This window comes from Pengzhenrongella frigida (assembly GCF_004168625.1).
GTDB classification, from domain to species: Bacteria; Actinomycetota; Actinomycetes; order Actinomycetales; family Cellulomonadaceae; genus Pengzhenrongella; species Pengzhenrongella frigida.
This window is the reverse complement of record NZ_SDWW01000035.1, coordinates 26,914-50,366: the sequence shown is the minus strand read 5'-3', so window position 1 is coordinate 50,366 and position 23,453 is coordinate 26,914. Positions and strand designations below refer to the sequence as shown.

The following is a 23,453-nucleotide window of genomic DNA, read 5'->3' as shown; positions in this document are numbered from 1 at the left end:
GATGAACTCCTGGTTCACGCCCCACGCTGGCGGACTTGCTATGAACCACCGGCCTCAACTCATCCTGACCCGTAGGGGCGCGACAGGCCACGACGTGCCAACGTGACCGCATGACCACGACGGCGGGCGCCCCGTTCGCCACTGCCAGCGCTACCCCGAGGTTGACGAGCACAGCGCCCGTGCGGGCAACGCCCCGCGCCTCGACGGTCCCCTCGATGACGAGAGGTCGACGACTCCCTGAGCGAGGAGCATGAACGCGGCCACGCTGGTGGCCAGGGAGACGACGACGAAACCCCTGTGGCTCGCCCGGGACATGTCCGGAGAGTACTCAGGGCGTGCCGTTCGTCAGGGACGTTCCCGCGGGAACGCCGCGCTCGTCGTCACGAGACGAGCCAGGCGCGCACGACGTCGACCGCGGCAGCGCGATTCGCCGTGAGGTCGGCGAGGTCGCGCACCAGCAGGCTCGCCCGGATGTCGGAGTGCCAGGTGAGCAGGCCGTGCGGGTCGCCGGTGAAGGCGGTCGGGGCCCCGGTGGTCTCGGCGGTCGTCGCGCCGCGGTGCAGCACGAGGCGGACGCCGTCCTTGCCCTGGGCGCTGATGGTGGCTTGGTCGACCCCGTCGAGCACGTAGCTGGGGGAGTTCCATTTGATGTGCTCGTGGACGGCGGGGTTGGCCTCGAGCACGAGGGCGCGCAGGGCGTCGATCACCGGGAGGCGGTCACCGGGAGGCGGTCACCGGGCTGGGCGTCGAGGAACTCCTGCACGGAGCGGTAGCGATCGACCACGTCAGCAGGCTAGCGCGGGCGGCGGGCGGCGGGAGCTACCAGCGCTGCTCGACGTCCTCCGCGGAGCCCTCGATGCCGTCGACCCGCTGCCGGCCGCCGTTCTCGTCGAGCACCCAGCCCGTCCAGGTGCCGAAGCACTGGTGGGTCGAGGAGCGCACCAGGCGCAGGTCGGTCAGCGACACCCGATCGAAGAACGGGGTGAACGTGAGGTCGGCCCCGTCCCCCCGCACGTGCCACGGGTCGGTCCACCGACCGGGGGTCCACGACCAGGCCAGGTCCTCGCGGATCTTGTGCAGTCGTCCGTCGACCACCAGGGCGTTCTCGGTCGAGCCGGTGCCGTCGGTCCAGCGGCCGCCGAGCTGCAGCCCGATCGTGCGCCCGTCGACCACGCCGGCCCCGAAGCCCCAGTTCCAGGCGAGCTCGCGCGGCCAGTAGCCGCGACCGTGGTCGAGCGTCGCCCAGCCGGACTCGAGCTCGTGGGTCACCCCGTCGACCCGCAGCTGCCCGGCGACCCGGCGGCCGACGTCCTTGAGCGTGTACTGGAAGGTCCGGTCGTCCCACGGCACGACGACCCCGAGCCGTTCGTGGCCCGCCGGCAGCGGGACGAGCACGTCGAGACGCACGCGGGCGGTGGCGGCGCGCAGCCGGGTCCCGGCGGGGGTCTCGGTGAACCGCACCGCGGCCCGAGCGGTGCGGGCGCTCGCGGGCCCGGCGCCGTAGGTCCCGGGCAGGCGGGTGCCGCGGGCCAGCGGGACGACGACGACCTCGTCGGCCTGCTCGCCGGACGCTCGATCGAGCACCCACACCTGGGTGAGGCCGGCGTAGTCCAGCGAGCTGACGGTCAGGCCGACGACGTGCGTGGGGGTGATCAGCGCCCAGTACTCCCAGCGCTTGGCCCGGCCCCAGCGCCGGGCCACCTGGCCCACCCGGTCGGTGCGGTGCAGCGGGGTGCGGGTCCAGCCGACGGCGGCCGCATCGAGCGTGCCGTCCGGGTGCTGCAGCTCCACCGGTCGGCTGATCTCGTGCGCGTCGACGACGACGGCGGCGGGGCGGGTCATGGCGCGAGCCTAGTGAGGCGCGGGGCCGAGGGGGCTCCGGTGAATCGCACGGATTGTCCGGGATCCGACCAGCCCCACCACTCATGCATCGCCGCGCGGTGCCGATGTGGGGTTCGTCCGTCCACGAACAACAGGGGTTAACAGGTGAAGGTCGAACACTCCCACGGCTCCGACGCACCACTTTCGGGTGCCGCCGGCTCGCGTGACCGTGCGCCGGACCGGGTCAGCGCCGGGATTCCGCAGCAGGTGTCGCCGGACGGTCTCGTCGTGACGGCGGTCGAGGCCGGCGCGCCGCTGGGCAAGGCCTCGTCGCCCGCGTCGTCGAAGCGGCCCCGCCGGCAGTGGGGTGCGGAGCGCCCCAAGCCGCCCCTGCCCATCATGGAGAAGCCCGCGGGGAACGCCGCCACCTGGCTCGGCGGATTCGCCCTGACCGCGACCGCGGTGGCCTGGGTGGTGTACCTCGCCCGGACGGTGATCTCGCAGTTCATCGACAACGGGCTGCACGACAGCCGGTTCCTCGCGCAGACGATCGCCTACGTCGTCGTGATGAGCCTGCTCACCTTCTCGTCGTTCATGTACCTGCTCGCGCGGCAGGGTGCCCTGTACCGGTCCCGGGGGCACGTCCGCGTGCCCCGCGCCGAGATCGATGCCTTCATGACGAACTCGCGCCCCTCACTGACCGTGCTGGTCCCGTCCTACTGCGAGGACCCGGCCGTCGTGCGGTCGACCCTGCTCTCGGCCGCCCTCCAGGAGTACCCCGGCATGCGGATCGTGCTGCTGCTGGACGACCCGCCGACGCCGACCGACCCGGACGCGATCGCGAGCCTGGCCGGCTGCCGGGCGCTCCCGGGCGAGATCAACGCCCTGCTGCGGGGACCGTTCGAACGGTTCAGCGCCTCCCTGGCCCTGCACGAGGCGCTGGCGCCGGCCGGTGGCGCGAGCACGACGGACCAGATCCGCGCCCTCGCGATCGACTTCGCCTGGGCGGGCCGGTGGCTCCGTGACCAGGCGGCCGCCAGTCCGCGCACGTCCAACTCCGACGACTTCGTGGCCGACGAGGTCCTCGGTGGGCTCGCGGGCGACCTCGAGATCACGGCCCGGGCGCTGTTCGCCGCGCTCGACCAGCGCGCCGCGGTGCCCGCCGAGCGGTTGAGCCAGCTGTGGCGCCGGCTGGTGTGGACCTTCGACGCGGACCTCTCGTCCTTCGAGCGCAAGGCGTACGCGCACCTGCCGCACGACGCGAACAAGGCCATGAACCTCAACGCCTACATCGGGCTCATGGGCCGCCGGGTCCGCCAGGTCGAGACCCGGTTGGGGCTCGTCCTGCGGGACACCGAGGCCGACGACTCGTTCCTGATCCCCGACAGCGACTACCTGCTCACGCTCGACGCCGACAGCGTGCTGCTGCGTGAGTACTGCCTGCGCCTCGTCTACCACCTTGAGCTCCCCGGCAACGAGCGCATCGCGGTCATCCAGACCCCGTACGCCGCGTTCCGGGGCGCCAGCACCCGCCTCGAGCGGATCGCCGGCGCCACGACCGACATCCAGCACATCGTCCACCAGGGCATGACCTACTTCGGGGCCACGTTCTGGGTGGGTGCCAACGCCGTGATCCGCAAGCCCGCGCTGGACGACATCGTCGAGGTCTCGTTCGTCGCCGGGCAGGAGGTCCGCCGGTACGTGCAGGACCGCACCGTCATCGAGGACACCGAGTCGAGCATCGACCTGGTCGCACACGGCTGGACCCTGTTCAACTACCCCGAGCGGCTGAGCTACAGCGCCACCCCGCCCGACTTCGGCTCCCTCGTGGTGCAGCGCGCCCGGTGGGCCAACGGCGGGCTGCTGATCGCGCCGAAGTTCGCGCGGCTGGTCCGACGTGAGCGCAAGGCCGGGCACCGCGTGCCCCGGGCGGCGGTCGCGCTGCGGTTCAACTACATGGCCTCGATCTGCTGGGCGAGCGTCGGGCTGGTGTTCCTGCTCGTGTTCCCGTTCGACGACCAGCTGCTCAGCCCGATCATCCTGGCGGCGGCCCTGCCGTACTTCATCGCGATGGCCTCGGACTTCCGCCGGCTCGGCTACAAGCGGTCGGACATCCTGCGGGTGTACGCGTTCAACCTGATCCTGCTGCCGGTCAACCTTGCCGGCACCCTGAAGTCGTTGCAGCAGGCCGCGGCCAAGTCCAAGATCGCGTTCGCGCGCACCCCGAAGGTCAAGAACCGCACGTCGGCGCCCGCGCTGTACGTGCTGGCCGCGTACCTCATCGCCGCGTACTGCTTCTACACGCTCGCGAACGACATCCGCACGGAGAACTGGACCAACGCCGCCTTCGCCGCGTTCAACGGCACGCTCACCTGCTACGCCATCGTCGCCTTCATCGGGGTGCGCAACTCGATCGTGGACGTGATCCTCGGGACCGTGGCCTGGGTGCGGGTCCCGGCCCGCGTGCGCGGGCCGCGCAAGCCGGTCGTGGTCGCGACGGCCGATCCCGACTGGGAGTCGGTCCTCTACTTCGGCCCCGACCAGACCGGCGCCACCCAGGGGCCGTCGAGCATCGCGGTCACCGCCGCCCCGGCACCACGCCGTGGTGACACCCGCGCACACCAGCGGACCTCATGAGCTGCACCCCGGCGGCCCGCCCCGGCGTCGGCCGCCCCGCGACCCCCTGCCTGCTACCACGCACCTCGACCGCAAGAGGCTCCCGATGACCTTGACCACCGCTGCACCGCGTCCTCGGATGCGGGTCTCCTTCCTCCGGGTCGGCGTCGTCCTGCTCTGCGCCACCGCGATCGGCTGGACGGGAGTCCGGGCCGTCTCGGCCGTCGTCACGACTCCCGCGACGCCCGGACCGTCGGTCTTCGCCGCCTACGTGGACGTGACGGTGACGCCCGCCTACCCGTTCGAGACCCCGGCCGGGCCTGCCCAGTCGAACGTCATCCTGTCCTTCGTCACGGCCGGGGCCGACGACGACTGCACCCCCATGTGGGGCGGGGTGTACACCCTCGACGCGGCCGCCTCCGAGCTCGAGCTGGACCGCCGGATGTCGCAGCTGCGGCTCACCGGGGGCGACGCCCGGGTCTCGTTCGGCGGGCAGCGCGGCGACGAGCTCGCCATCAGGTGCACCAGCCCGACGGCGCTCAGCCGCGCCTACGAGGCGGTCGTGGACCGGTACGAGCTCACCAGCATCGACCTGGACATCGAGGGCGCCGCGCTCGACGACACCGCGGGAGCGGAGCGGCGAGCCGTCGCGATCAAGGACGTCCAGGACCGGGCGGCCGACGACGGCCGCAGCCTGGCCGTCTGGCTGACGCTGCCGGTGGCGCCGACCGGGCTCACCGGCCCCGGCGAGGCGGTCGTGGCCGGGATGCTCTCCGCGGGCGTCGAGCTCGCGGGCGTGAACGGCATGACCATGGACTTCAACTCCGGCACGACGCCGGGCGAGCCCTACTCCGACGTCGTCGTCCGGTCTGCGACCGCGCTGCACACCCAGGTGCGCGCCGCCTTCGCGCGGGCCGGCCAGGCCCTGAGCATCGGCGACGCCTGGGGCAAGGTCGGCATCACCCCGATGATCGGCCAGAACGACGTCATCTCGGAGCGGTTCACGCTCGCCGACGCCGGCGTGCTCAACGAGTTCGCCCGCACCAACGGCGTGGGCGCGCTGTCCATGTGGTCGCTCAACCGGGACGCCACCTGCGGCCCGCCGCTGCCGTCGGTGCTGTCGGTCGTGCAGACGTCGTGCAGCGGGGTCGACCAGGGGGCGCAGCGGTTCGCCGTCGTGCTCTCGGCCGACCTGACCGCCGCCCCGTTCTCGCCGGCCCCGTCGCCCTCTGCGTCGGAGGACGACGAGGCGGCGACGCCGACAGTGACGGCCGTCGTCGACGACCCGGCACACAGCCCCTTCCCGATCTGGGACGCGTTGGGCACCTACCCGGCGGGGACCAAGACCGTGTGGCACGGCCAGGTCTTCCAGGCCCGGTACTGGACCAGCGGCTTCGCGCCGGACACCCCGGTGGCGGCCGCCGAGGACTCTCCCTGGACGCTGATCGGCCCGGTGCTGCCCGGCGACACCCCCGCTCCGCTGCCCACCCTCCCGGCGGGGAGCTACCCGCAGTGGGACGCGACCACGGCCTACCTCGCCGGCACCAGGGTCCAGCTCGACCTGGTGCCGTACGAGGCCAAGTGGTGGTCCCAGGGGCAGACGCCCGGGGAGTCCGTGGCGGGCGGTTCCCCGTGGGTCCTCGTCCAACCGAGCTGAGCCGGCGGCCCGGACAAACGTACTGATCAGTACGTTTAAGTGATCTCGCCCAGGTGCTGACGGGTGCTCCCCGGCGGGTCGTGGGGCAATTTGACCTGAGCCCGTACGGGGCCGCAGAATTAATCCTGACAGTGCGCATCGCCGGCCCCCTGCGCGGTGCGCACTGTCTTTCATTTTGTGTTGCGGAGCGCGACGACCCGAACGATTTCTGGCCTCACGGCGTGCCATGCACTGGTAGGGGCGATAGCCGGTTAGCGTTCCCAGGGTGACTGTTCCCGCATCCTCCGCAGGCACACCGTCCGGCGCTCCGGAGCCTGCCGCCCCGGCTGGCAACCAGCCCGTCGCGGTCGTCCCGCCCACCACCGCCGAGCTCGTGGCCGCCGCCGTCGCCTCGTGGCGCTCCTCGCTCGTCGAGGCCGCCGGGGGCTCGTCCCTCGCCAACGTCGAGCTGCTGGGCGATGCCGCCCTCGACCTGTCCGCAGCCCATCCGTCGGGCATCGCGCAGCTGTTCGCCGGTCGCGACACCCGCCTGTCCAACCTGGTCCGGGAGGGTGCGGCGCTCGCGACCGCCAAGCGCCGCGCACGGGCGGTCGGAGCGCGCGCGGAGGAGTACGCCCAGCGATACGGGATCGCCCCCACCTACCTGGCGATCGGGGTCGCGACCTGGACCGAGCGGACCTCGCCCGACGTCGCGACCGACGACGTCGGCGCCCTCGCCGCCGTGACCCGGACCCGCCCGGCGCACGACCACCCGGATTCGACCGACGAGACCCCGGGCGACGGGACCCCGGCCGACGCGACCACCGCCAGCCCCCGGACGGTGCGCGCGCCGGTGCTGCTGCGACCGGTCGGGCTGCACGCGAAGGGCAGCGGCGCGAGCGACTACGAGCTGAGCCTCGAACCGTCCCTCGAGCTCAACCCGATCCTGGCCCGCGCGTTGCGCGGGCGCGGTGCGCTGCTCGACCCCGTCGCGCTCGCCCGCGGTGCGTTCACGGGCTCGGGGTTCAACCCGCGCCCGGCGCTCGAACGGCTGGCCGCGCTCGGCTCCGCCGTCCTGGAGGACTTCACGCTCACCGAGCGGCTGCTGGTCGGCACGTTCGTCCACCCCGGACAGGTGCTGGTCGAGGACCTGGACCAGAACTCGGCCACGCTGGCGCGGCACGACGTCATCGCGGCGCTCGCCGGCGACGACGCGGCGTTGGAGCTGCTGGCCCGACCGCTGCCCGAGCGGGTGCGCGGCGACCACGATCCGGCCACCGAGCGCGGCGTCGGGGATCTGGACCCGGTCCAGCGCCACATCCTCGACCTCCTCGCCGGCGGCAGCCACCTGTTCATCGACGCCCCCGCCGGCTGCGACGCGACCGGGACGTTGGCCGCCGTCGTCGCCGACGCCGCGGCGAACGGCCGCAGCGTGCTGTACGTCCCGGGCCACCGGCGGGGCGCGACGGCGCTGACCGCGCGGCTGGGGGAACTGGGTCTCGGTGACCTGGTGCTCGACGTCGCGCCCGACGCCGACTGGCGCGCCGCCGTCGCGCGCCGGCTCCTCGGCGCCATGACGCTGGAGCAGACCACGATCGATCCGCACCGGGTCGACGCGCTGCGCCGGAACCTCGTCGCCCAGCGCGACCGGCTCAGCGGCTACGTCAGCGCGCTGCACCAGGCCCGCGAGCCGTGGGGTGCGTCGGCCTATGACGCCCTGCAGGCCCTCGCCCGGCTCACCGCGACGCGTCCGGCGCCGCAGACCACCGCGCGGCTGACGCCCGAGGTCGCCCGGGGTCTTGACGTCGAGCGGCGCGAGACCCTCGCCGTGGGCCTCGCCCGGGCGGCGGCGCTCGGGGCCTTCTCCCTGCGTCCGGCCGAGACGCCGTGGTTCGGCGCCGACCTGATCACGACCGAGGCCGCCGACGACGCGCTGGCGCGGATCGAGCGCCTCGTGAACCAGAGCCTGCCGGTCCTCGCCGGCCGCGCCGAGGAGGTCGCCGTCGCCACCGGGTTGACGACCGCGACGACGGTGGCCGCCTGGGGCGAGCAGCTGTGGATGCTCGGCGGGATCCGCGGCGCGCTGGACGTCTTCCAGCCGATGATCTTCGAGCGCACGGCCGCGGACCTCGTGGCGGCGACCGCGACCAAGGCCTGGCGGGTCGAGCACGACCAGCCGATGGGCCGGATGCACCGCCGGCGCCTGCGCAAGCAGGCCAAGGACATGGCGCGGCCCGGCCGGCCCGTCCCCGACCTGCACGCCGCGCTCGTCGAGGTGCAGCACCAGCGCGAGATCTGGCAGGCGCACTGCCCCGGCGGCGGCTGGCCACGGCTGCCCGAGGGGCTCTCCGGCATCGAGGCCGAGTACCGGCTCGTGGCGGACGACCTCGCCAGCCTCGAGGCCGCCCTGGCGACCACGCCGGGCGGCGGCGGGCTCGCGAACGCGCCGCTCCCCGAGCTCACCGACCGGCTGCGGCGGCTGCTCGCCGACCGGTCCGCACTCGAGGTGCTGCCCGAGCGCACCGCACTCGTGCGCACGTTGCGTGCGGCCGGCCTGGACCCGCTGCTCGACGACCTCGCCCGCCGGCGGATGGGCTCCGAGCTGGTCGGCGCCGAGCTCGACCTGGCGTGGTGGAGCACCGTCTTCGACGAGCTGCTGCGCGCGGACCCGGCCCTCGCCGGGTACGACGGCGCGGCGCTGTCGGCGCTCGCCGCGGAGTTCCGCCGCCTCGACCTCGAGCAGGTCGCCAGCCTCTCGGCGCCGGTGCGCTCCGCCGTCGTCGGCCACATCTCCACCACCCTGCACACCCACCGCGAGCAGGCCGAGTCGCTGTTCGCCGAGCTGGTCGAGGAGCGACTGACCAGCCTGCGCCAGACCATCGAGCGCTACCCGGACCTCGTCCGGCGGCTGCGCCCGGTGCTCACGGCGTCGCCGATGCTCGTGCCGCAGCTGCTGCCCGCGACCCGCACCGTCGACCTCGTCGTGCTCGACGCCGTCCAGCACCTGCCGCTCGAGGTCGCCCTGGCGGCGCTCGTGCGCGGTCGCCAGGTCGTCGTCGTCGGCGATGCGCGGTGCGCGTCCGGTACCGCGGTGCGCGAGTTGGCCGCCGTGCTCCCCGAGGTCGCGCTGCGGGCCGACTCCACCCGCCGCGACCCGTACCTGACCGCGTTCCTCGCCGAGCACGGCTACGCGGGCGTGCTCGAGGCGACCCCGCTGCCGGCGGCGGCACCGCTCGTCCGGCTCGACCTGGTCGATGGTTCGGGGATGCCCGACTCGGAGACGGGTGCGGTGGACAGCACCCGGGCGGAGGTCGAGCACGTCGTCGAGCTCGCCATCACCCACGCCCTGACCCGCCCCGAGGAGTCCCTCGCGGTCATCACGTCCTCGCCGACCCATGCCAACCGGGTGCGCGAGGCGGTGCTCGCCGAGGTCCGCGACAACCCGTCGCTCGCGACGTTCTTCGATTCCCGGCGGACCGAGCCGTTCGTGGTCGCCGACCTCGCGGGCGTGGCCGGGCTGCGGCGCGAGGCGATCATCTTCTCGATCGGGTTCGGCAAGACTCCCCACGGTCGGGTGCTGCACGGATTCGGCCCGTTGAGCGGACCGGGCGGCGCGGCCCTGCTGCTCGACGCGCTCGGGGCGACCCGGCACCGGCTCGTGGTGGTGTCTTGCTTCGGTGCGCCGGAGCTGGACCCCGAGCGGCTGCGCGCCCCCGGCGCCCGCCTGCTCGCGGACGTGCTCGCCTTCGCCTCCGCGCGGGGCCGGGACGAGACCGGGATCGCACTGCGTGCCCCGGACCCGACCAGCCCGGACCGCCTCGTGATGGACCTGGCCGAACGGCTGTGGCGCGCGGGCCTGCTCGTGGAGATCGACTACGGCGTGGCCGGCGGGTCGCGGATCCCGTTGGCGGTCGGCCACCCCGACCTGCCCGGTGAGCTCATCGTCGCGGTGCTGACCGACGACGCCGACTACGTCGCCGAGCCCAGCGTGCGGGTGCGCGACCGTCAGCGCGCCCGGCGACTGGAGCGGCTCGGCTGGTCGGTGGCGCAGGTCTGGTCTGCGGCCGCGTTCCTCGACCCGCAGGGGGAGGCGGACGCGATCGCGCGCACCGTGCTCGCCCGGGTCGCGGCCCGCGCCCGCGCCGCGCAACCGGTCAACCTGCCCACGGCGGGACCGGTGGAGCATCCCGAGGCAGAGCGTGCGCACGCCGTCGGCCACGAGCAGCCGACCCTGCCGTTCCCCAGCCGGCCGCGCCCGCCGGTCGTGCCCGGGCTGCCGATCAGCGCCTACGGCGACGACGAGCTGGACGACCTGCTGAGCTGGATCGTGTCCGACTCGGTGGTGCGTGACCATCTGCAGCTCGCGGCCGCGCTGCGCTCCGAGCTGGGCATCGCCCGCCGCGGGGCTCGCGTGGACACGGCGATCGCCAGCGCGGTGCGCCGGATCCTCCCGTAGACCGGCCCACCCGCACCGACCGCACGGGCTCCGTCAACCGCACGGCCGCCGCTGACCGCACGGCCGCATGACCGAACGACGTACCCTGGCGAACCGTGCCCCGCAACGATGTCCCCCCCGATCCGGCCACCCCCACCGATGCGCCGGGTCCGGGGCGGCGCAAGCGCCGACGGGTCGTGCGGCCGGGCGTGGGGGACGCGACGCCCGGGCAGAGCACAGACGACACCGACGTCGGCTGGCACGAGTCCAGCGGTGACTCCTCGAACGACGACCGCCTGCGACGGGACGTCCCGCCGCACTGGTGAACGCACCGCAGAACCGCGGGCCGCCGCCCGCGGGTCCTGCGGCCGGTGCTCAGTGCCGCGGGCCGGAGCCCTGCTGCGCGGCGAGCAGGTCGCGGATCTCCTGCAGGAGCAGCGTGTCCGTGGCGATCGCGGCGACCTCGGGCTCGACACCCCGGTTGCGGCGCTCGGCCAGCTTGTTGAGCGGGAGCACGATCACGAAGTACACGGCCGCGGCGATCACGAGGAACTTGATCAGCCCGTCGAGCACCAGGCCCGGCATGAAGATCGCGCCGTTGATCTCGAACATCCCGGCCTGGCTGAGGTCGGCGCTGCCGAGGATCGCGGCGATCAGCGGCGTGAACATCCCGGTGACGATCGAGTTGATCAGCGCGGTGAACGCGGCGCCGATCACGATGGCGACCGCCAGCTCGACCACGTTGCCACGCATGATGAAGTTCTTGAACCCCTCAAGGACCGATCGCATCGGAGTCCCCTTCCAGTCGGTGGTCAGATCGGGACAGATCCTCGCACGGCTCGTGCGGCGGTCCGTTCGACCGCGACCTCACTCCACGACGACCGCGCTCAGGTTCGCCCAGCCCACCGCTCCGGCGAGCGCGGCCGCCTCGGCCGGGGTCACCGCCACCAGCGTCAGCGCCCCGGTGCCCGGGTCGGCGCCGCCACCGAGCAGCCCCCCGATCGCACCCGCCCCCGCGTCCTGGCCCGCTGAAGCCCCCGCGCTCGCGGAGTCGGAGCCGGGATCGGCCAGCACGATGGCGCGTGTGGCGAGCTGGTGCACGGCTGGCTCCCCATCAGCGGTGCCCGCCGCCGCCAGGAGGTCGATCCGGTCGCCGGGCCGGAGCAGGGCGGCGACCGCGGGGTCGGCCAGCCGGACGGGAGCGACCACCGTCCCGGCCGGCCCCGCGGTGGCGAGCCGATCGCCCGCGAGCAGCCCGTGGACGATCGGCAGCCCGGCCGGGGCACCGACGACGAGCCGCTGCCCGACGACGGTGTCCACGCTCGGGTGGGCTCCGCTCGGCACCAGTGCGGGCGGCATGCGCACGACCCGCAGGTCGGCGGCCGCCAGGGGCACCCCGGGTGCGAGCTCGCGCCCGGCGACGGCGACCGGGACGGTGACGGCCGGCGCCGGGCGGAGCTCGGCGATGACGAGCGTCGCTGCCAGCGCGAGCAGGGCCGCCGCGACCGGGAAGCGCACCCGCCAGGCGAGCAGGCGCCATCGGACCCCCGGGGTCCGGTGCCGGTCACGCGGGCCGCTGTCGGGCTGGCCACGGCCGTAGACACGGCCGGAGACGCGGATCGATCCGGCGGCCGGCACACGGGCAGGGAGGCGGGGCATGGTCGCGACGGTAGGACGACGTCGACCGGTAGGCAGGACCGCCGGGAACGGGTTGTGCACGGACGCGACGGTCGCCGACCCGCGGGTCGGGCGCCCGCCCGAGCGCCGACCGAGGTGGAGGAGGTGCCACCTCGAGGCGGTGCTACTTGAAGGCGGTGCTACCCGAAGGCGGTGCTACTTGGACGTCGTGGCGCCCGAGCTCGCGGCGACCTTGCTGCCGGAGCCCTTGCTGCCGGAACCCGTGCTGCCGCCCGAGGAGGCGGTGCTCGAGGCCGCCGCGGGTGCAGCCGACGCCGCGGCCCGGCTGCTGCTCGACTCGCTCGAGCTGCTCGCACTGCCGGAGTCGCTCGAGCCGGAACCCGACGAGCCGGAGTCGCCGTGCGAGGCGGTGGAGCTCGCCGGGATCTTGCCGTGGTTGCTCGACCGCGAGTCGTTGCGGTAGAACCCGGAGCCCTTGAACACCACTCCGACGCTCGGGAACACCTTGCGCAGGCGCCCCTCGCACTCGGGGCAGACGGTCAGCGAAGAATCGGTGAAGGACTGCTGCGCCTCGAACCGGTGGTCGCACGCGGTGCACGCGTAGGCATAGGTGGGCACGATTGATCCTCCTTGCTCCGTCAGCGCCAGCGACCGCTGGCACTCTCCTGGTTCAAGTGCCAATCGTACGTCGTCTGCGCGCAGGGTGGATCCGAGGGCCCGGGCAGGCCCGGCGCCGCCCCGACGCAGGACGCCGTCGGGCCCCGCGACCGACGGGCTATTCTCGCTGCGTGCCCCGCCGTCGAGCCGTCCGCCTCATCCTCGTCGTCGCCGGCGTCGTGGTCCTTGCTCTCATCGCCACGTCCGTGCTGGCTCTCGTGGTGGTCCGCCGCCCGCTGCCGCAGGTCGGCGGCACGCTCGACCTGCCGGGCCTGACAGCCGACGTCGACGTCGTGCGCGACGCCCGGGGCGTGCCGCAGATCACCGCCGAGACGTCCGCCGACCTCTTCCGCGCCCAGGGATTCGTGCACGCCCAGGACCGTTTCTTCGAGATGGACTACCGCCGCCACGTCACGGCTGGCCGGATCTCGGAGCTGGTCGGTGAGAACGCGGACGCCCTCGAGGCAGACACGGTCATCCGGACCTTCGGCTGGCGCCGGGTCGCCGAGCAGGAGTGGGATCTGCTCCTGCCCAGCACGCGGGAGTACCTCCAGGCCTACGCCGACGGCGTCAACGCCTACCTCGAGACCCGCAACCCCGACACGCTCGGGATCGAGTACACCGTGCTCGGGCTCCAGGTCGACGTCGCGGAGCCGGAGCCGTGGGACCCGATCGACTCGCTGGCCTGGCTCAAGGCGATGGCATGGGACCTGCGGGGCAACTACGACGACGAGCTCGACCGCGCGACCAGCTTCGCCTCCGTGCGGGACATCGCCCGGGTCGACGAGCTGTTCCCCGCCTACCGGCAGGAGGTGAACGCCCCGATCCTCGCCTCGGCGGCGCCGACCGCTGCGCCGGTGGCCGATTCCGCCCCGGGCGACCTCTCGGCCGGTGACCTGTCCGCGGGTGACCTGTCCGGCCAGGGCCTGGCGTCCGACGCTCTGCAGGATGCGCTCACCTCCGCGAAGGATGCGCTCGCCGCCGTGCCGCACCTGCTCGGTGAGGGTGAGGGTGTCGGCTCCAACTCCTGGGTGGTCGCCGGCGAGCACACGGCGTCCGGCCTGCCGATCCTCGCGAACGACCCGCACCTGGCGATCTCCGCCCCCGGGGTCTGGTCGCAGGTGGGGCTGCACTGCGCCGTCGTCGACGACGGCTGCCCGTTCGACGTCACCGGCTTCTCGTTCGCAGGCTTCCCCGGCGTCGTCATCGGCCACAACGACGCGCTCGCCTGGGGCATCACGAACCTGGGCGCCGACGTCACCGACTTCTTCCTCGAGCGCACCTCGGGGGAGCAGTACCTGCGCGAGGGCGAGCGCCGCGACGTCACCACCCGGACCGAGACGATCAAGGTCAACGGCGCCGACGACGTCGAGGTGACCGTCCGTTCGACCGGGCACGGACCGATCATCTCGGGCGTGCTGCCCGAGGTGAACAGCGCCCGGGTCGCGCCCCTGCCCGACGGCGCCCCCCAAGGGGTCTACGAGATCTCGCTGGGCTGGACCGCGCTCACCCCGGGCCGCACGGCCGACGCGGTCTTCGCGATCGACCTCGCTCGCACGGCCGCCGACATCGCGGCCGCCGCGACCCTGTTCGAGGTGCCCTCGCAGAACATCGTCTTCGCGACGACCGACGGTCACATCGGCTACCAGGCCCCGGGCAAGATCCCGGTGCGCGCCGCGGTCGCCGACGGGCCGGTCCCCTCGAACGGCACCTGGCCGCGACCCGGCTGGGACAGCCGCTACGACTGGCAGGGCTACGTCGAGGCGGCGGACATGCCGGCCGTGCTCGACCCGCCGGAGGGCTTCATCGTGGCCGCGAACCAGGCCGTGACCCCCACCGGTGCGGGCCCGTTCCTCACCAGCGACTGGGACTTCGGCTACCGCTCGCAGCGGGTGCGCGACGTGCTGGTCGCCTCGATCGCCCGCGGCGACGCGATCGACGGCGCGGCGACGTCCCAGCTGCAGCTCGACGACGCCAACCCGTACGCGACCATGCTCGTCCCGATGCTGCTCTCGGCGAAGGTCCCCACGACGTTCGACCGGGCCGGGCAGGACCTGCTGCGCGGCTGGGACGGGCACTCGACGACCGACTCGGCGGCGGCGGCGTACTTCGCGTCGGTCTGGTCGAACCTGCTCGAGCTCACCTTCTGGGACGACCTGCCCGACAGTGCCCGGCCCGACGGCGGCAGCCGCTGGCTCGAGGTCGTGCGAGGGATGCTCGAGCGGCCCGACGACCTGTGGTGGGACGACCGGACCACGGTCGGCATCGTCGAGGGGCGGGACGAGATCCTCTCGCAGGCGCTCACCTCGGCCCGCCGCGAGCTGACGGTCGAGCTCGGCAAGGACCCGTCCGACTGGAACTGGGGCAAGCTGCACACCGCCGCGCCCGAGCATGCGGCGCTCGGCGGCCCGACCGTCCCGGCGGTCGTCCGGCGGCTGGTGAACCCGGACGCGATCGCCGTCGCGGGCGGGTCGTCCATCGTCAATGCCACCAGCTGGGACGCGGCGACCGACTCGTTCGCGGTCACCAAGGGGCCGTCGATGCGGATGGTCGTGGACCTCGCCGATCTTGACGCCTCGACATGGGTCACGCTCACGGGAACCTCGGGGCACCCGGCGAGCGCGCACTACAGCGACCAGTTCGGGGCCTGGGCCCGGGGCGAGACCTACCCGTGGCCCTACTCCGCCGCGGCCGTCGACGAGTCGGCGGCCGACCGGCTCACTCTGCGGTCTGGAGCCTGAGCCAGCGCCAGCCCTCGGGCGTGGCGACCGCGTCGACCAACCGGTCGTGCGGCTGGCGCGGCAGCGGGCGCGTGCCCGCGTCGTAGACCTCTTCGGCGAACACCATCGCGATCACCGGGGTCCCGGGGCGCGCGTGCTCCAGGGCGCGGTCGTACCACCCACCGCCCTGCCCGAGGCGGGCGCCGGAGGTGTCGACGGCGAGCGCGGGCGCGACGATCACGTCGGCCGACTGCAGCGCCTCGGCACCGAGCCCCGCCGTACCGGGTTCGCGCGGGCGGCCCGGTGCCCGCTGCTGCAGGTCGTCGGCGCCGTTGTACGCGGCCCAGTCGCGTTGCAGCCCGGTGCCGAGCACCGGGAGCAGGACCCGGACCCCGCGATCGGCGAGCAGCTCGAGCAGGGGACCGGTGCTCGGCTCGAAGGGTCGAGCGACGTAGGCGGCGACGCAACGGGCCGCGCGCAGCTCGGGCATCGTCTCGAGCACATCGGCGAACGCCTGCGCGGCCTCCTGGCGGCGACGTTCGGAACGCTGCTGCCGGGCTGAGCGTATTGCCGTCCGCATTGTGTCTTTTGCGTCCTCAGGCTCGATGACTCCGAGGGCAGGGGGATAGGGCTGGGCGGCGGTGCTCATGCCCCCAGTGTCTCGCACCCCGCTCGCGGGCGGGGCGCGCGACGAACACCGGCGGGTGCGGACGTACGCGAACGGGGTCGAATCGGGTCGGGCAGCGCGGCGGACCGCCGTCGGGCGGATAACCTTTCGGCCATGGCGATCTACAAGGCAGTCATCCCGGCCGCAGGTCTCGGAACCCGATTCCTGCCGGCGACGAAGTCCACTCCGAAAGAGATGCTCCCGGTGGTGGACAAGCCCGCGATCCAATACGTGGTGGAGGAGGCGGTCGCGGCCGGCCTGGACGACATCCTCATGATCACCGGCCGCAGCAAGCGCTCCCTGGCCGACCACTTCGACGCCGCACCCGAGCTCGAGGCCTCGCTCGAGGCGAAGGGTGACACCGAACGGCTCGCGCTCGTCCGGGCCTCGACCGACCTCGCCGATGTGCACTTCGTGCGGCAGCGGCAGCCCAAGGGGCTCGGCCACGCGGTCCTCTGCGCGAAGCGCCACGTCGGCGACGAGGCGTTCGCCGTCCTGCTGGGCGACGACCTGATCGACCGTCGCGACCCGATCCTGCCTGCGATGGTGGCGCTCCAGGAGCGCACGGGCGGGTCGGTGATCGCGCTGCTCGAGGTCGACCCCGACCAGATCCACCTGTACGGCTGCGCCGCGGCCGAGCCGCTCGAGGGCGGCGGGTCCGACGAGGTCCGGATCACCGGGCTCGTCGAGAAGCCCGACACCGCCGACGCGCCGAGCAACCTCGCGATCATCGGACGCTATGTGCTGAACCCCGCGGTGTTCCGCGTGCTCGAGGACACCGCGCCCGGCCGCGGCGGCGAGATCCAGCTCACCGACGCCCTCGCGACCCTCGCCGGCATGCCGGTCGAGCAGGGCGGCGGCGTGTACGGCGTGATCTTCCGCGGGCGCCGCTACGACACCGGCGACCGGCTCGACTACCTCAAGGCCGTCGTGCGGATCGCCGCCGACCGACCCGACCTCGGCCCCGAGTTCCGCCGCTGGTTGGCGGAGTACGTTCCGAGCCTGCCGGCGTGAGATCGGTCCAGGACCAGCTGGCGGCGGTGCTCGCGGCCGTCGGCCCGGTCGCGCCGCTCGAGGTCGTGCTGGCCGACGCCGTCGGCTGCATCCTCGCGGTCGACGTCGTCGCCGCGCACGACCTGCCGCCGTTCGCGCTCGCCGCGCAGGACGGCTACGCCGTGGCGTCCGCCGACACGGCCGCCGCCGGCCACGGGCTGCCGCTGCACCTCCCGGTGGTTCACGACGTGCACGTGGGCGCCGCTGCGCCGCTGCGCCTCGTGTCCGGGTACGCGGTCGGCATCGCCTCGGGTGCGCCGCTGCCGCGGGGAGCCGACGCCGTCGTCCCGCTCGACCAGACCGACCGCGGCACGGCCCGGGTGCTCGTGCCGCGCCCGACCGTGCCCGGTGAGCATGTCCGCCGCGAAGGCGTGGACGCCCGGGGCGGCGACGTCGTGCTCGCGGCCGGGACCCGGCTCGGGCCCCGCCAGGTCGCCCTGGCGGCCGCGCTCGGGCGGGGCCGGGTGACGGTGCACCCGTCGCCGCGCGTCGTCGTGCTCTCGATCGGCGACGAGCTGACCGCCCCGGGCGCGGCTCCGCTCGACGGCATGGTGCATGACGCGAACGGTCCCGCGCTGGTGAGCGCCGTGGGCGACACGGGTGCGCACGCGATCCGGATCGGGGTCGTGGGTGACGACCGTGCCGCCTTGCGTGAGGTCATCCAGGACCAGCTGGTCCGCGCCGACCTGCTCATCACGACCGGCGGGCTGAGCGAGTCCGCCTCGGACACCGTCAAGGACGTGCTCGCGTCTCTCGGGACGGTGCGCTTCGACCATGTCGCGATGACTCCGGGTCGGCTGCAGGGCTACGGGCGCGTCGGGGGCGACGACCACCACCCCGGGGTGCCGATCTTCGCGCTGCCCGGGCACCCGGTCGCGGCGTACATCTCGTACGAGGTGTTCGTCCGCCCGGTGCTCCGGGCGATCTCCGGCCGCGCGGAGCTGTTCCGGTCCTCGGTCCCGGCCGTGGCCACGGCCGGGTGGCCGTCCCCGGCGGGGCAGCGTCAGTTCGTGCCGGCGATCCTCGCCGGGAGCCCGGACGGCGGCTATCGCGTGACGCCGCTCGGCGAGCCGGGTGAGCTCTCGGTCGTCGCGCTCTCGCGCGCGAACGCGCTCGCCGTCGTGCCCGAGCGCGACGTAGCCGTCCAGGCCGGCGACCGGGTCCACTGCCTCGTCCTCGAGGGCTGAGATGGCGACCGGGTGGCCCGCGGTCCTCACCGACTCAGGCGTGCGGCTGCGACCCCTGCGCCGCCGCGACGGGCGGGTGTGGCTCGCGCTCCGCGCCGCCAACTCGGCCTGGCTCGCGCCGTGGGAGGCGTCCTCGCCGGTCCCGGTCGTCGGCCCCGCGCCGACGTTCGGCAACTTCGTCCACACCCTGGCGGTCCAGGCGCGGCAGGGGACCACCCTGCCGTTCGCGGTCGACCTCGACGGCGCGCTCGTCGGCCAGCTGACCGTCTCCGGCATCACGTACGGGTCGCTGTGCTCGGCGACGATCGGCTACTGGGTCTCGCAGCACGTCGCCGGGCGCGGGGTGACCCCGACCGCCGTCGCGCTGGCCACCGACCACTGCTTCCAGGAGCTCGGGCTGCACCGGATGGAGATCAACATCCGGACCGAGAACGGGCCCAGCCTGCGCGTCGTGGAGAAGCTCGGCTTTCGCGACGAGGGTCTTCGGCGGCGCTACCTGCACATCGCGGGCTCGTGGCGCGACCACCGGTCGTTCGCGCTGACGACCGAGGACGTGCCCGGCGGGCTGCTCGCGCGGTGGCACGCGGGGCCGGCGAACCCGCCCGAGGGCTGAAACCCGTGCGGTCGCCCGCCGACACGCCGCGCGGGCTGCGGCGGCGTCGCACGCGACTCGCCTAACGTCGAAGGGTGCGAGATCCAGCAGGAGTAGTCGCCCTCGCGGCGGCCGTCCTCTGGATCGCCTACCTGGTGCCGCATCGGTTGCGGCACCGGCAACAGCTGCTCGAGTCGCGTGCCGAAGACAGGTTCTCCGGGGCGTTGCGCGTGCTCGCGGTGACCGGCCGGCCGGGCCGGGACCCGCGCGTGAGCGAGGCGCGGACGGACTGCGGCACGAGCGTCGAGAGACGTTCGTCGCTGCTCACTCCTTGCCGGGGGATACCGGTGCAGAACCTCGGGGTTGTCGCGGTGACGGAAGGCAGGATCGTGGATCGACCGCACGGGACGCAGGACAGGATCAGCGCCGACGCCGCGAGGCGTGCGGCCCAGCGCCGTGCCCACCGGGCGGCCAGCCTCGCGCGACGCGGAGCCGCCGCGCGTCGTCGTGGCGTGCTGACGCTCTCGCTGCTCGTGATGAGCGTGGCGGGCTGGGTCGTCGTCGGCCTGACCGCCGTCGCGGTCGTCGCGGCGATCGCGCCCACGGTCGCACTCACGGGCGTCCTCGTGCTCGGCCGTCGCGCCGTGGTGCAGGGCCAGGTGGCCGACGCCGCCTGGGAGCGCCAGCGAAGCGCCACCGGCGGTGCGGCTCGAGCTGCGAACGCACCGGTCACCGGCCGGGCGCTGCACCCGTCCGACGCGCCGACCCAGGTCATCGCCCGCATCCGCGACGACGCGACCGCGCCGGCCGACGACGCCGAGGCGGGCGGCTCAGCCGGCGCCGTGGCGAGCGCTCCCGTGGCCGACGCCGACGGCGGATCGACCGAGGCTGCCGCACCCGAGTCCGAACCGGCCGGCTGGTCCCCGGTGCCCGTGCCCCGCCCGACGTACACGACGAAGGCCGCCGCGCCCCGCCGCGAACCCATCCCGTTGGTCATCTCCGAACCGGAGATGCCGGCGGCATCGGCCGCGCAGCCGACCCAGGACCTCGCCGAACCCGCCGCCGCCGCCGACGGCGACGTCGCCGCCTCGCAGGTCACGGACGCCGTCGCCCCACCGCTCGCGCCGGAGAGTGCCCCGCTCGACCTGGACGCGATCCTCGCGCGTCGCCGGGCCGCCGGATGAGTGGCCGCTCGCGGTGATCTGAACCCGATTTCTCGGTTTCCGCTCCGTGGGTGCTAATCTTTACCCCGCTTGGGGGGCTGTGGCGCAGTTGGTAGCGCGTCTCGTTCGCAATGAGAAGGTCAGGGGTTCGAATCCCCTCAGCTCCACCAGGAAAAGGGCGGTTGATCTGCGTCACTGCAGATCGACCGCCCTTTTGCGTACCCGACGCGGGATCAGCCGCGGTGGACCGCCCAGCCGTGGGCAGGTACCCGGTCCGCGCTCTCGGGAGGGTCGTCGCCCGAGGTCAGGAGCCTGCCGCCCAGCGCCACCGGCGGGGCGAACGGCTCGTCGCCCAGGTTCAGGGCGAGCACCAGCCGGTCGTCGCCGGTGGGCGAGTCGGCCGCGAGCACGAGCTGGTCGTTCGCCACGTGCAGCACCGTGGTCCGCGCGTGCGTGAGCCACGGGTGGTTGCGACGCAGGGCGATGAGCCGCTGGTGCTCGCGGTACACCGACCAGCCCTCGGGGGCGAGGCCCGCGGGGGTGGCCGGGAAGGTCAGGCGGATGGCGTCGTCGCCCCCGAAGCGCTCCTCCTTGATCCCGCGGTAGCCCTGCTCGTCGCCGGAGTACACCGCGGGCGCGCCCGCGACGAGGAACAGCACGGCGGCGGTGTGCGTGATGTGCCGGGGGTCGGTGATCCGGCTCGCGATCCGCGTGACGTCGTGGTTGCCGACGAACGTCAGCGGCAGGAACGCCGCGGCGAACGCGTCGTGCCGCTCGAGCGCCCAGGCGAGCTCGAAGAAGTTCCCGTCGAGCACCGAGCTCCACAGGGCCTTCCAGAGCTCGTACTGCGTGACCGAGTCGATGCCGGCGGCCGCGACGTACTCCGCGTAGTCGCCGTGGATCATCTCGCCCACGACCCAGACATCGGGATGGGTCGCGCGGACGGCGGGCAGGACCTGGCGCCAGAAGTCCGCCGGGACGGCGTACGCCGCATCCAGGCGCCACGCGTCCGCGCCGCGGTCGAGCCAGTGCCCCATCACGTGGGCGACGTGCGCGGCCACCTCGGGGTTGGTGTGGTTGAGGGTGACCAGCGCGTCGTGCCCCTCGAAGACCTGCGGGACGAGCGTGCCGGACTCGTCGGGGTGCCAGTGGAACCAGCGGCCGGCGGCGGAGTCGGGGCCGTCGGCCAGCGCCGCGACGAACCGCGGGTGGCTGCGCCCGACGTGGTTGAAGACGCCGTCGAGCATGAGGCGCAGGCCGCGGCCGTGCGCGGCGAGCACGAGGGCGTCCCAGTCGGCGTCGTCGCCGAGCCGCGGATCGATCCGCAGGTAGTCGGTCGTGTCGTAGCCGTGGGTCTCGGACGCGAAGATCGGGCCGAGCAGGAGTCCGTTCGCGCCGAGCTCGACGACGTAGTCCAGCCACGCGGTCAGGTGGTCCAGCCGGTGCGCCACCGAAGCGCCCGGGGGGAGCGCGGCGGGCGGCGCCCCGGTGAAGCCGAGCGGGTAGATGTGCCACCAGATGGCGTGGTCGGCCCAGGCCGACATGTTGGCTCCTCGCAAGATCTGACCCGGACGCACCAGGCGGTGCCCGATCGTCCCACGCCCGGCGCCCGGTCCGGACGCACCGCGGTCCGGGCGCACCGCGGTCCGGACGCACGGCGGTGCGCCCGGTCCAGGTTCAGCCCACGGCAACCGGCGCGTCGACCGTCACGGTCAGGCTCACCCGGGCCTCGTCGTCGGAGTCGTACCCGGTGACCGTCACGTCGAGGCTCGAGCCGGTGTCGGTGACCGACAGCACCGCGTACTGCTGGACGACCGAGCCGGTCGACTTCGGGTAGCGACCGTCCGACCAGGGCCCGCCCTTGTGGGACGCCGCCTGCCGGAACGGGCCGGCGGAGAACGTCGGGAACCCGCCCCAGTCGTTGTGGGAGCCGTCGTCGGCGGCGAGGGCGTGCTGGTCGCCGTGCAGCGAGATGACCTTCCCGACGGCCGAGTCGGCGATGAAGCTCCCGAGCGCGGCGTGCTCGGCGGGGTAGTCGGACCACTTGTCCCCACCGGGCTCGGGGTCCGCGCGCGTGTTCCAGGTCGAGTCCTGCACCCACACCTTGACGGGTTCCGGGGTGGTGAGCTCGTTCTTGAACCATGCCTCCTGCGCCGCCCCCATCATCGAGGTCGCCGTCCGTGGGTAGCGGTGGTCGGTGAAGATGAACTTCACCCGCCCCGTCGTGAACGACCAGTACAGGGCCGCCGGATCGGTCAGCGGCGGGGTCGCGAACATCTGCTGGTACGCGGCCCGGTTGGGGGCGGTGTACGGGCCGGGCCCCGCGTCGTTGCCGCCGCCGGCGTCGTGGTCCGACTTGATCGCCAGCGTGGGCACGGCGGCCAGGACCGACCGCAGGGCGGGGTTGCCGGCCAGCTGGTCCTCCAGATCGGCCAGGTGCGAGGCCTGCGACGTCGAGGAGTTGTCCGCGTAGTGGAAGTCGCCCAGGTGGAAGAACAGGTCGGGGGACCGCGCCAGGAGATGGGTGAACGCCACCTCGTCGTCGGCGCCGAGCTTGAGGCACGAGCCGAACGCCACGGTGAACGACGCCGGTCCGCCGGCGAGCGTCGCCGGGGCGCCCTGCACGTCCGTGGTCGTGGTCGCGCCGGCGGCGTCCGTCAGCTCGACGGCGTAGAAGTACGCGGTACCGGGCGCCAGTCCGGTGACCGACGGCTTGCCCCAGCCGTCCGCGTCGGGGACCGCGGGGGCGCCGTACACCGTGCCCGTCGCGAGGGTGGGATCCGGCGAGACCACCAGCCGCACGGAGACGGCACCGGCGGTCTTGGTCGACACGGTGAAGCCCGCGGTGGTCGGTGCCCCGACGACGGCGTAGATGAGGGTCGCGTCGGACGCCGCGGCGACTCCCGGGGCGACGGCGGCGCCTCGCAGGGCCCGGGCGGAGGCCGCCGGGGTTGCCGTCGTCGCTGGCGCCGCCTCCGGATCGTTGCCCAGGCCCACCACCAGGGCGGCGCCCAGCCCGAGTGCGGCGACCCCCGCGACGAGCGCCCAGCCGAGGCGTCTCGGCGTCGGGCGCCGGCTCGGGGCGCGGGGGCCGCTCGGGCTCGGGCTGGGGCTGTCCGGGTTCGGGGTGCCGGGGATCGGGTCGGGACGCGGCCCGGATCGGGCGGCTGCGCTCTCGTCGTCGTGGCTGGGGGTCACGGTTCACTCCTCTCGCGGGCGAACGCACGGGCGAAGGGATCGTCGTCACTTCCACTGTAAGCAGCCGGTG

17 protein-coding genes and 1 tRNA gene are annotated in these 23,453 nt (G+C 73.9%); 10 read left to right on the top strand and 8 right to left on the bottom strand.

Going from position 1 to position 23,453, the window contains the following annotated elements:
- Nucleotides 1-380: 380 nt before the first annotated feature.
- The gene (locus EUA98_RS13995; protein ID WP_130103305.1) at nucleotides 381-707 is read right to left on the bottom strand and encodes a DUF1801 domain-containing protein; all 327 of its coding nucleotides are present in this window, start codon (nucleotides 705-707) and stop codon (nucleotides 381-383) included.
- A 112-nt stretch (nucleotides 708-819) separates the two neighbouring features.
- Nucleotides 820-1,842, bottom strand: coding sequence for a DUF2804 domain-containing protein (locus tag EUA98_RS13990; RefSeq protein ID WP_130103304.1), 1,023 nt, complete (start codon nucleotides 1,840-1,842; stop codon nucleotides 820-822).
- A gap of 144 nt (nucleotides 1,843-1,986) precedes the next feature.
- Here EUA98_RS13990 and EUA98_RS13985 point away from each other — a divergent pair, with 144 nt between their 5' ends.
- The 4 genes from EUA98_RS13985 to EUA98_RS13970 all read left to right on the top strand — a co-directional run bounded on the left by EUA98_RS13985 (nucleotide 1,987) and on the right by EUA98_RS13970 (nucleotide 10,834).
- On the top strand, nucleotides 1,987-4,458 hold the full coding sequence (locus EUA98_RS13985; RefSeq protein ID WP_130103303.1) for a glycosyltransferase family 2 protein: 2,472 nt from the start codon (nucleotides 1,987-1,989) through the stop codon (nucleotides 4,456-4,458).
- An 85-nt stretch (nucleotides 4,459-4,543) separates the two neighbouring features.
- Complete coding sequence (locus tag EUA98_RS13980; protein WP_130103302.1) at nucleotides 4,544-6,094, top strand: chitinase; 1,551 nt, start codon at nucleotides 4,544-4,546, stop codon at nucleotides 6,092-6,094.
- A gap of 265 nt (nucleotides 6,095-6,359) precedes the next feature.
- Nucleotides 6,360-10,529 (top strand): hypothetical protein, encoded by a 4,170-nt coding sequence (locus EUA98_RS13975; RefSeq protein ID WP_165372841.1) that lies wholly within the window; start codon nucleotides 6,360-6,362, stop codon nucleotides 10,527-10,529.
- 95 nt (nucleotides 10,530-10,624) lie between these two features.
- A complete protein-coding gene (locus EUA98_RS13970; protein ID WP_130103301.1) occupies nucleotides 10,625-10,834 on the top strand; it encodes a hypothetical protein in 210 nt (69 codons plus the stop codon).
- A 49-nt stretch (nucleotides 10,835-10,883) separates the two neighbouring features.
- On the opposite strand, the gene mscL is transcribed toward EUA98_RS13970, so the two are convergent.
- From mscL to EUA98_RS13955, 3 genes are all read right to left on the bottom strand, one after another.
- Nucleotides 10,884-11,297, bottom strand: a complete 414-nt coding sequence (gene mscL / locus EUA98_RS13965; protein WP_130103300.1) for a large conductance mechanosensitive channel protein MscL — start codon at nucleotides 11,295-11,297, stop codon at nucleotides 10,884-10,886.
- A gap of 78 nt (nucleotides 11,298-11,375) precedes the next feature.
- Complete coding sequence (locus tag EUA98_RS13960) at nucleotides 11,376-12,167, bottom strand: SAF domain-containing protein (RefSeq protein ID WP_242511530.1); 792 nt, start codon at nucleotides 12,165-12,167, stop codon at nucleotides 11,376-11,378.
- Nucleotides 12,168-12,341: 174 nt separating this feature from the next.
- A complete protein-coding gene (locus EUA98_RS13955; protein WP_130103299.1) occupies nucleotides 12,342-12,764 on the bottom strand; it encodes an FmdB family zinc ribbon protein in 423 nt (140 codons plus the stop codon).
- A gap of 170 nt (nucleotides 12,765-12,934) precedes the next feature.
- On the opposite strand from EUA98_RS13955, the gene EUA98_RS13950 reads away from it, so the two are divergent.
- Nucleotides 12,935-15,544: a penicillin acylase family protein gene (locus EUA98_RS13950; protein ID WP_130103298.1), complete on the top strand. Its 2,610-nt coding sequence runs from the start codon at nucleotides 12,935-12,937 to the stop codon at nucleotides 15,542-15,544.
- Here the strand turns inward: EUA98_RS13950 and EUA98_RS13945 are convergent.
- Nucleotides 15,522-16,172, bottom strand: coding sequence for a 5-formyltetrahydrofolate cyclo-ligase (locus EUA98_RS13945; RefSeq protein WP_130103297.1), 651 nt, complete (start codon nucleotides 16,170-16,172; stop codon nucleotides 15,522-15,524). The two genes, EUA98_RS13950 and EUA98_RS13945, sit on opposite strands and share 23 nt — an antisense overlap.
- A 132-nt stretch (nucleotides 16,173-16,304) precedes the next feature.
- On the opposite strand from EUA98_RS13945, the gene galU reads away from it, so the two are divergent.
- From galU to EUA98_RS13920, 5 genes are all read left to right on the top strand, one after another.
- The gene (galU, locus tag EUA98_RS13940) at nucleotides 16,305-17,204 is read left to right on the top strand and encodes a UTP--glucose-1-phosphate uridylyltransferase GalU (protein WP_130103296.1); all 900 of its coding nucleotides are present in this window, start codon (nucleotides 16,305-16,307) and stop codon (nucleotides 17,202-17,204) included.
- Nucleotides 17,201-18,430, top strand: coding sequence for a molybdopterin molybdotransferase MoeA (locus EUA98_RS13935; RefSeq protein ID WP_130103295.1), 1,230 nt, complete (start codon nucleotides 17,201-17,203; stop codon nucleotides 18,428-18,430). Before galU ends, EUA98_RS13935 begins: the two co-directional genes overlap by 4 nt.
- A gap of 1 nt (nucleotide 18,431) precedes the next feature.
- Entirely contained in the window at nucleotides 18,432-19,043 is a 612-nt protein-coding gene (locus EUA98_RS13930) for a GNAT family N-acetyltransferase (RefSeq protein ID WP_130103294.1), read from the top strand.
- Between the two features lie 74 nt (nucleotides 19,044-19,117).
- Complete coding sequence (locus EUA98_RS19810; RefSeq protein ID WP_165372840.1) at nucleotides 19,118-20,206, top strand: hypothetical protein; 1,089 nt, start codon at nucleotides 19,118-19,120, stop codon at nucleotides 20,204-20,206.
- Between the two features lie 73 nt (nucleotides 20,207-20,279).
- Nucleotides 20,280-20,355: transfer RNA gene (locus EUA98_RS13920), tRNA-Ala, on the top strand.
- Between the two features lie 63 nt (nucleotides 20,356-20,418).
- Here the strand turns inward: EUA98_RS13920 and EUA98_RS13915 are convergent.
- A complete protein-coding gene (locus EUA98_RS13915; protein WP_130103292.1) occupies nucleotides 20,419-21,729 on the bottom strand; it encodes an alpha-amylase family glycosyl hydrolase in 1,311 nt (436 codons plus the stop codon).
- 133 nt (nucleotides 21,730-21,862) lie between these two features.
- The gene (locus EUA98_RS13910) at nucleotides 21,863-23,383 is read right to left on the bottom strand and encodes an alkaline phosphatase D family protein (RefSeq protein WP_130103291.1); all 1,521 of its coding nucleotides are present in this window, start codon (nucleotides 23,381-23,383) and stop codon (nucleotides 21,863-21,865) included.
- Nucleotides 23,384-23,453: the final 70 nt, after the last annotated feature.

What these genes read in the sequence shown, in the direction of transcription:
- EUA98_RS13945 (WP_130103297.1), bottom strand. Translation starts at nt 16,172, where the DNA reads ATGAGCACCGCCGCCCAGCCCTATCCCCCTGCCCTCGGAGTCATCGAG.
- EUA98_RS13915 (WP_130103292.1), bottom strand. Translation starts at nt 21,729, where the DNA reads ATGTCGGCCTGGGCCGACCACGCCATCTGGTGGCACATCTACCCGCTC.
- galU (WP_130103296.1), top strand. Translation starts at nt 16,305, where the DNA reads ATGGCGATCTACAAGGCAGTCATCCCGGCCGCAGGTCTCGGAACCCGA.
- EUA98_RS13930 (WP_130103294.1), top strand. Translation starts at nt 18,432, where the DNA reads ATGGCGACCGGGTGGCCCGCGGTCCTCACCGACTCAGGCGTGCGGCTG.
- EUA98_RS13960 (WP_242511530.1), bottom strand. Translation starts at nt 12,167, where the DNA reads ATGCCCCGCCTCCCTGCCCGTGTGCCGGCCGCCGGATCGATCCGCGTC.
- mscL (WP_130103300.1), bottom strand. Translation starts at nt 11,297, where the DNA reads ATGCGATCGGTCCTTGAGGGGTTCAAGAACTTCATCATGCGTGGCAAC.
- EUA98_RS13990 (WP_130103304.1), bottom strand. Translation starts at nt 1,842, where the DNA reads ATGACCCGCCCCGCCGCCGTCGTCGTCGACGCGCACGAGATCAGCCGA.
- EUA98_RS13980 (WP_130103302.1), top strand. Translation starts at nt 4,544, where the DNA reads ATGACCTTGACCACCGCTGCACCGCGTCCTCGGATGCGGGTCTCCTTC.